This window comes from Mycobacterium sp. (assembly GCF_049280035.1).
Lineage (GTDB): Bacteria > Actinomycetota > Actinomycetes > Mycobacteriales > Mycobacteriaceae > Mycobacterium.
Window position 1 is genome coordinate 1 of the sequence record NZ_JBAPPI010000618.1, and the last position, 8,018, is coordinate 8,018.

General features: G+C 63.5%; 6 protein-coding genes. All 6 read right to left on the reverse strand.

The window, feature by feature from the left end; translation table 11 throughout:
• Positions 1–108: 108 nt before the first annotated feature.
• Positions 109–1,482, reverse strand: coding sequence for an MCE family protein (locus WAN71_RS19830; protein WP_422226963.1), 1,374 nt, complete (start codon positions 1,480–1,482; stop codon positions 109–111).
• The gene (locus tag WAN71_RS19835) at positions 1,479–2,507 is read right to left on the reverse strand and encodes an MCE family protein (RefSeq protein WP_422226964.1); all 1,029 of its coding nucleotides are present in this window, start codon (positions 2,505–2,507) and stop codon (positions 1,479–1,481) included. The genes WAN71_RS19830 and WAN71_RS19835 overlap by 4 nt, the downstream gene beginning before the upstream one ends.
• A 24-nt stretch (positions 2,508–2,531) precedes the next feature.
• Complete coding sequence (locus WAN71_RS19840; protein ID WP_422226965.1) at positions 2,532–3,878, reverse strand: MCE family protein; 1,347 nt, start codon at positions 3,876–3,878, stop codon at positions 2,532–2,534.
• A 4-nt stretch (positions 3,879–3,882) separates the two neighbouring features.
• On the reverse strand, positions 3,883–4,761 hold the full coding sequence (locus tag WAN71_RS19845; RefSeq protein WP_422226967.1) for an ABC transporter permease: 879 nt from the start codon (positions 4,759–4,761) through the stop codon (positions 3,883–3,885).
• Between the two features lie 80 nt (positions 4,762–4,841).
• Entirely contained in the window at positions 4,842–5,528 is a 687-nt protein-coding gene (locus WAN71_RS19850) for an MlaE family ABC transporter permease (RefSeq protein WP_422226968.1), read from the reverse strand.
• A gap of 578 nt (positions 5,529–6,106) precedes the next feature.
• Positions 6,107–7,999, reverse strand: coding sequence for a family 2A encapsulin nanocompartment cargo protein cysteine desulfurase (locus tag WAN71_RS19855; RefSeq protein ID WP_422226966.1), 1,893 nt, complete (start codon positions 7,997–7,999; stop codon positions 6,107–6,109).
• Positions 8,000–8,018 lie beyond the last annotated feature (19 nt).

Below are 8,018 nucleotides of genomic sequence, written 5' to 3' on the forward strand. Positions count from 1 at the left end.
CCATAATGCTGAGCCCGGCGAAGAGGATGAGGACCAGAGTGATCGCGGCCGTGATCTGAACGGCGCGTCGACGTTTCGCAACCCAAGCGCCCGAATTGGCAAACACCATCAGTGTCCCCCGTTCGCAGGCACTTCATTGGGCGCTGGCACATACACCGGTGTTGGCTTTGGCGGTGGCTGTAGATCCGCAGGGGGCCCTGGCGGTGGCCCACCTGGCGGCGGTGCAGGCGGGGGCTGCCGGTACGGATAGCAGCCCGGGCCAGGTAAGGGCACGCCGGGCAGACCGCACGGCTGCTCGTCTGGGTTGCCGGTGATCGCGTCCGGCACCGACCGTCTCGGCTCGCCACCTTGTCCGGTGCGCGGGTAGGGCAACGGCAGCGGCGGCAGGCCAGGCTGGCCCGCGCCCGGGTCGACGAGTTGCGACGGCAGCAGCACGTTGGGATCAAGTCCCAGATCGGAGAACGCCGCGTCGATGAACGGCTGAGCGAATTGGCCGGGTGCCAGGTTGACCAACGAGGCTTTGAAGAACGGTCCGGAACCCAGCACTTCGCCGAACGACATCGCGTATCGCCGAAGCAGCCAAAAAGTGCGCTGCAATTCCTGCTTGCGGTTGTCCAGGATTCCCAGCACGCCGTTGAGTTTGTCGAGAGCAGGTTTGAGTTGCGTCCGGTTGTCGCCGACGACTGCGGATATCTGCCGCGATGCAGCCGTGAGGTTGGTCATCAACGCGTCGACGGACTTGCGCTGCGTCAGAAGCTCGGCCAACAACGCGTTTGCGTTGACGACGAGGCCGGCGATTTGATCGCTGCGCTTGGCCAGCACGGCGGTGACCTTGTTTGCGTTGGCCAGCAGGTTGCGGAGTTTCGCGTCGCGGTCGTCAAGGGTGCTGGAGAACTGCGCCACACCCTCCAGTGCGACCTTCAGGTCGGGTGGAGTGTCCTTGAAAGTCTCCGCCAACGTTGTGAGTGCCGAGGACAGCTTCGTGGTGTCCAAAGCGCTGATGGTGCTGGTCAAGTCGCCCAGCGCCGTCGGTAGGTCATAAGGAGAGCGAGTTCGCTCGACCGGGATGGTGCCGGTGAGCTTGCCGTCCCCGCGTGGGGTTATTTCCAGCATCTTTGTGCCGAGCACGGTCTCGGTCTTAATGGATGCCTCGGTGCGGTCCCCCAGGGCGACGTCGTCGTCGACGGTGAAGCTCACCTTCACCTTGGTGCCCTCCAATTTGACGCTGGACACCCTGCCGACGGACAACCCTGACACTCGCACGTCACTGCCCGATTTGATCCCCCCGGCCTCCGTGAAATAGGCGGAGTAGTCCGACTTTCCGTTGATGAACGGAATCTTGTCGTAGGAAAAGACTGCGATCACCAAGGCGACCACGATCAGTATCCCAACTACGCCAACCGTGACCCGGTTGCGCTCGGCAAGCGGTTTGATATCGCGTCGCCGCAGTTTGCTCTTCAAAGTGTTTGCAATCGTGGTCATTTGGGCATGCACCGTCCCGTAACTTGACTCACGAGTTTGATGAACACCGGCTGGCCGTTCTTTCCGTTGAGTTTGAGAATCGCATCACATAGATAGAAGCCGAAGTAATCGCCGTAGAGGCCGTTGCGGGCCAGCACCTGATACGCGTCAGGAAGGGTCTTGACCAGGTCGTCGACGAAGTCGTGATCGGCCTCGATTTGCCCGGAGACCCGGTCCGTTTGCGCAACAGTGTCCTTGATCGGTTGGCGAGCAACCGTCAACAGGTCGGCAACGGATGCCGCCGCGGCATTGGTGTAGGCCACCCCGTTGGTGATATCGGTCTTGCGGTCGGCCAGTGCCCCGACAAGTTGGGACAGCTTGTCCAAGCCCTCCGAGAACTGTTTGTCACGAGTGCCGAATGTGTGCAACACGGTGTTCAGGTTGGTGATCACCTCGCCGATGAGCTTGTCGCGGTCGGCCAGCGTGGTGGTTAGCGCAGAGGTCTGGGCGAATACGGACGAGATGGTGGCACCCTGGCCTTGGAATACCTTTAATATCTGGCCGGATAGCGCGTTGACCTGGTCGGGGTCCAGCGCGCGAAACAGGGGCCGGAAGCCGCCGATGAGAGCGTCAACGTCGAGCGCAGGGGACGTCTGGGCCAGCGGAATCATGGCTCCCGGCTGTAACTTTCGCGTCGAGCCCGGTCCTTCTTCGAGAGACAGATAACGGTCACCGATCAGATTTTCGTAGCGCACCGCCGCCTTGGTGCCTTCGGTGAGCGTCAGCCCCCTGTCGATGGCAAAGTCGACCTTGACGGTCCCGTCCTTATGCAGCTTAAGGTCTTTCACCTTTCCCACTTCGACACCGGCGATGCGGACGAAGTTTCCGCCTTTGAGGCCCGAGACATTCGAGAAGACCGCGCTGTAGGAGGCGCGTGTGTCAAACCGGAACTGCCCGAACACCGTCACCAGAACGAATACGAACGCAAGGCAGACAACGGTGAACAGCGCTACACGCACAGCGGCGCGAACGGTCCTGCGTCTCATTGCTCTTCCTTGCTCATTCGGCGGTCAGGGCGCGGGCGGTGGCGGCGGTGCCGGCGGCGTGCCAGCCCCCGCGTGGTCGGGTGCACCGTACGGAGGTTGTCCGGGGTATGCCGGCCACGGGCCCGGCGCCGGAGGGCCGGGGAAGCGAATCCACGGCGGCTGCGGTGTGCCCTTGGTGTACGGGAAGTAGTTGTTGAAACCGGGGAAGCCGATGCCGGGGTTTGGCCGGATATCCAGGCCGGTACCGAACCCGGTGTCAGTGACCAGGTACTTGACCGGGAAGTTCTTGCTCACATCAGGTAGTGAGCCGCAACCCGGCTTGCCGCCGGGCCCGCCCTTGGCTCGAACGACCGGCAGGTTGTCGGGATAGCGGTACGGATCGTCGCCGAACAGCAGCGCCGCGTCCATGATGACGGATTTGCCGTTGCCACCCAGGGCAGCTTTGCCGCCATGGTCCAAGAACCACTGAGCGCCCTGGAATAGGCAGGTGTAGCTCGGCGAGTATTTGTTCAGGAGCTCGAAGGTTGGCGCCACAACGTTGATCGCGCTGACCAGATTCTGCTGATTTCCGCCGATCGTGTTGATACCCGACTGGGCGAACCCGATCGCCGAAAGGAGCAGCTCGTCGAGCGCCTTCGCATTTTTAGTGATCGTCACGCTGGTTGTGGAAAATGAATCCAGGGTGGACAGGATATCCTGTGCCGCATCCGAATACGCCTCGGCGGTCTTGCCGAATAACTGCCAGTCCCGTCGAATGGTCGGCATCCTCGGATTCACGGTGAGCAGCGCTCTGTTGCCATTGGTGATCGCCTCACCGATGCGATCACCCTTGCCGCGCACCCCTTCCGCCACGGCCGACAGCACACCGTTCAGCTTCGCCGGATCAATAGCGTGGACGATTGCCTGCAGGTTCTCGAACACGGTGTTGACCTCGACGGTCACGTTGCGGGAGCGCAGCACAGCATCCGGCGCTAACGGCCGATGACTGGCGCCGTCAGAAGGAACAATGAGGTCGACGTACTTAGCACCGAACGCGGTGGTGGACTTGATCTCCGCCTCGACATTGCTTGGCAGGTACCGGAAGTCATTCGGCGAAATCTTGAGTCTCAGCTTGGAAAGGTTGGCACCGGCCGGGTCGGCGTAGGCATCCACCGATGCGACCTCGCCGATCTGGACGCCGCGCAACTTCACCTTCGCGCCGTCCTCCATGACCAGACCGGCCCTGTCGGAAATCACAGTGAGCGGAACGGTTTTCCGCAGCGTTCCAGAGAACATCATCGCGGTCAGCATGCTCAACGCGACGACTACGAGAAGCAGCACAGGGGCCCACCAGATCGGATCGATTCCCCCCCGCCGGGGCGCGTTGCTCATGCCGTCACCCCGACAGGTGGAAGTTGCCGGACTGCCCGTACACCGACAGCGTGATGGTCAGCAGAATGAAAACCCCGGCGGTGATCGAGGTGCGCACCGCGCGACCGACCGCCTCGCCCACGCCGGCCGGACCGCCAGTCGCGGTGTAGCCGTAGTACGTATGCACCGACATCACGGCGGCTGCCATCGCCAGCGCCTCGCTGAACGACCACAACAGGTCCGTCGGGTGCAGAAAAGACGAGAAGTAGTGGTCGTAAACGCCCCGCGACTGCCCGTAGATGATCGTCGTGCCAAACCGGGTCGCCAAAAACGACATCAACACGGCGACGGTGTAAATCGGGATGACCGCCAAGATCCCGGCCACGATCCGAGTCGACGCCAGGTAGGTGATCGGCCGGATGGCCATCGCCTCCAGCGCGTCGATCTCCTCGTTGATGCGCATCGCGCCGAGTTGCGCGGTCGCCCCGGCGCCGATGGTGGCGGCCAGCGCCACGCCCGCGGTCGCCGGTGCGATGAAACGGACATTGAGAAACGCCCCCAAGAAACCGGTGAGCGCTTCTATTCCGACGTTGGACAGCGTGTTGTAACCCTGCACGGCGATCAATGCCCCGGTGGTCAACGTCAGGAATCCGACGATCACCACGGTGCCGCCGATGACGGCCAGCGCCCCGGTGCCCATTCCCATGACCGCGATCAACCGCAGAACTTCACCGGGATAGCGCCGGACGGCGTCGACGGTAGACCCGAGCGCGTTGCCGTAGAAAGCCGTCTGCTCACCCACAGTGCGGATGCCGTCGACCAGACCGCCGAAAGTTTGGCGCAGCCGCGAAGGCCCCTCGTCATGTTCTGGCTGATTGCCCGCCCTGGAAGCAAACTTGCGCATGGCGGCGCTGCCCAGCTCGGACTTGGCATATTGCCGCCTAGCCCGCTGCAACTCTTCTTCGTCCGTCGCTTCGGTCGCAGTCACGGCGCCACCTTCACGCCGAACGCGGTGGCCAAAATGTTGATCAGGAACAGGGCCATGAACGCGAACACCACGGTCTCATTGACGGCATTGCCGACAGCGGTCGGCCCGCCGCCGACCGACAGCCCCTTGTAGCAAGCGATCAAACCGGCTGAAAGACCGAAAAGCGTTGCCTTGACAAGAGATACGATCACTTGTGGGAGGCCAGTGAGCAGTGTCATGCCGAACACGAATGCTCCCGGCGTGACGTGCTGAACGAATACCACGAAAAAGTAACTGCCCGAGAGTCCTACCACCGCGACCACCGAATAAAGCATTAGCGCAACGAACGTCGCAGCGACCACGCGGGGCACCACCAAGGCCTGGATGGGGTTGACGCCGATGACCTTCATCGCGTCGATCTCCTCGCGAATTGTCCTGGCGCCCAAATCGGCGCACATCGCGGTTGCGGCAGCACCGGAAACGACGATCGCCGTGACGACGGGACCCACTTGCGTGATCGAGGCGAGCGCGGCACCCGCACCGGACAGGTCGCCGGCGCCGACCTCTATCAGCACGATGTTCAACGTGAAGACGATCAGGACGGTATAGGGAATCGACAACACAATCGTGGGGATGATCGACACCCTGGCCACAAACCAGATCTGATCGATCAACTCCCGCCAGGCGAAGGGTCGTCGGAACATGGCGGCGAAAGTCTCACCGGCCAGGACGACGAAATCACCGACGGCGACGGCGGGCTTCGACCAGGCGACCCCCGACTTGGTCAGCGCTTCAGAGATTGAGGCCACCGGCTTACCCCGTTCGCCGGTAGGCATAGGCACGAGCCAACCATGAAATTTGCTCGGGCGACTCGCGCCAGGCCATTGGTCGACCCAGGGCGGCGTTCGGTAACTCCAGGCTGACCCCGAAAAAGTCGTCTTGCGCAGTTATCGGCCTAGCCGCGGCCACAGCACTCATCGGGGTTTGCTCGTTCTGCCGATAATCGATACGGCTCATCGCGCTCCTCTGTCCAACGGGGAAAGCTTTGGGTCACCCGGCTATCTGCAGGTATGGACGCGTACGGCCACGCGACATCGATGCCGCTTCTTGACTGCGCACACAGACCACGTCGGAAACTTACGGAACTGACGGTTCAGGTGCGAGGGTTCGAATCAACTAGAAGTAATCTGACCAGCGAGGAATCACCCAGCGATCAGCCCAAGCGCTCCAGGCAATCCTTTGGCTCAGGGTGAGCCGAACACGCCGCGCGCTACCAAGCAATTCAGCCGACGTTGGTGCCGCCCTCGGCGATCCGGCGTACCGCGTTGAGGAAGACGTCGATCTCCTCGAAGGTGTTGTAGAACGCGAACGACGGGCGAACCGTCGCCTCCAGTCCCAAGCGCCGCAGAGCTGGCTGGGCGCAGTGGTGTCCGGCGCGCACCGCGATGCCTTCGGCATTGAGCGCCTTGCCCACCTCGAGCGGGTCGTGGCCGGCCAGCACGAACGACAAGACGCTGGCCTTCTCGGTCGCGGTGCCCACCAACCGGACACCGGGGATGTCAGCCAGCCGGGGCGTCGCGTACTCGAGCAAAGCGTGCTCGTAGGCCGCAATCCGTTCGATGCCCAACCGCTCCACATAGCGCAGCGCCTCGCTGAGCCCGACGGCGTCGGCGATATTGCCGGTGCCGGCCTCGAACTTGGTCGGCGGCCCCTGATACAGCGAACGTTCCGTCGTGACGTCGGCGATCATGTGGCCGCCGCCCTGCCACGGCGGTGTCTCGATGAGCGCTTCCTTGGTGCCATAGAGCGCACCGATTCCGGTGGGGCCGTAGATCTTGTGTCCGGAGAACACGAAGAAATCCGCGCCGAGTTCAGCGACGTCGACCGGCATGTGCTGAATCGACTGGGCGCCGTCGATCAGCACCCGGGCGCCGTAGCGGTGACCCAACTCGACGACCTTGTCGACCGGGACCACCGTGCCCAGCGCATTGGAGACCTGGCTGGCGGCTACCAGCTTGGTCCGCGGGCCCAACAGCTCCTCGAACTCCGACAGCAGCAGGTTGCCCGCGTCGTCGATCGGCGCCCACTTCAGGATCGCTCCCGTCTTCTGTGAAATCAGTTGCCAGGGAACGATATTCGCGTGGTGCTCGAGGTGGGTGATGACGATCTCGTCGCCGGGTTGCAGGTGCTTGCCGCCCCAGGCGTGCGCCACCAGGTTGATCGCCTCGGTGGTGCCTCGCACGAACACGATGTCTTCAGCCGTTGGCGCGCCGATGAATTGGGCTACCGTGTCGCGGGCCTCCTCGTAGGCGTCGGTGGCCCGGGCCGCCAACTCGTGGGCGGCTCGGTGAATGTTGGAGTTCTCGTGGGCGTAGAAATGCGACAGCCGGTCGATGACCACTTGCGGCTTCTGGGTGGTCGCCGCGTTGTCGAACCAGATCAGCGGCTTTCCGTGGACGGTCTCCTTCAGGATCGGAAAGTCGGCCCGCACCGCGTTGACGTCGAACACCTCGTGCGCCACGTTTTCAAGGGGCAACGAGGGCAACGGGTCGGCCGCGGTCAGGAAGTAATAGTCGTGTTCGTCGCCGGCCGTCGCGTCCGGCGCGACCAGCGCTGCATCAGACCAGCCCAGCTCGGGAACCGACGGTGCCTCGGGCAACCAGTACGGCGCTGAGCCACGCGGGGCCACCGGAACAGACGGCACCGTTCCGGCCAACACACCGGGCACCGTCGGCACGATGCCCTCGGTGGGCACCGCGAAGGCGCTCAGGTCGGCCGTCGGCAGGTAGGGATCGGCGACGCTGCCGGTCGTTTCGGCGGCCGAGGGCGCAGCCGTCGTATCGGGGACATTGCCACGCGGGGCGACCGGCACGGTTTGTGGCGGGGGTTCGGGTTCGGCAGACGTCGGAGCGGGGACATAAATGTCCCCGGCACCCACCAGCGGGACCGGCGTGGGGTACAGATCGGCGGCGCCCGCCGCAGTCTGCCCGGCCGAGGCGGCCGCCGTCGTGTCGGGCACGTTGCCGCGCGGGGCGACGGGCGCCGACTGCGGCGGACTGTCGAATCCCGGGCGGACGCTAGCGGCGTACAGCTGGTTGGCCAGCGCAGCGAGTTCTGCGGCGCTAATCGGCAAGTCGCTTTCGGCGTCTAGCGCTCGATACTCACTTGTACTCATGGAACTGGTCTACAGCGAC

Bases quoted from the DNA above. Each gene is read 5' to 3' on its own strand.
- WAN71_RS19855 (WP_422226966.1), bottom strand. From the start codon at position 7,999: ATGAGTACAAGTGAGTATCGAGCGCTAGACGCCGAAAGCGACTTGCCG.
- WAN71_RS19840 (WP_422226965.1), bottom strand. From the start codon at position 3,878: ATGAGCAACGCGCCCCGGCGGGGGGGAATCGATCCGATCTGGTGGGCC.
- WAN71_RS19835 (WP_422226964.1), bottom strand. From the start codon at position 2,507: ATGAGACGCAGGACCGTTCGCGCCGCTGTGCGTGTAGCGCTGTTCACC.
- WAN71_RS19850 (WP_422226968.1), bottom strand. From the start codon at position 5,528: ATGTTCCGACGACCCTTCGCCTGGCGGGAGTTGATCGATCAGATCTGG.
- WAN71_RS19845 (WP_422226967.1), bottom strand. From the start codon at position 4,761: ATGCGCAAGTTTGCTTCCAGGGCGGGCAATCAGCCAGAACATGACGAG.
- WAN71_RS19830 (WP_422226963.1), bottom strand. From the start codon at position 1,482: ATGACCACGATTGCAAACACTTTGAAGAGCAAACTGCGGCGACGCGAT.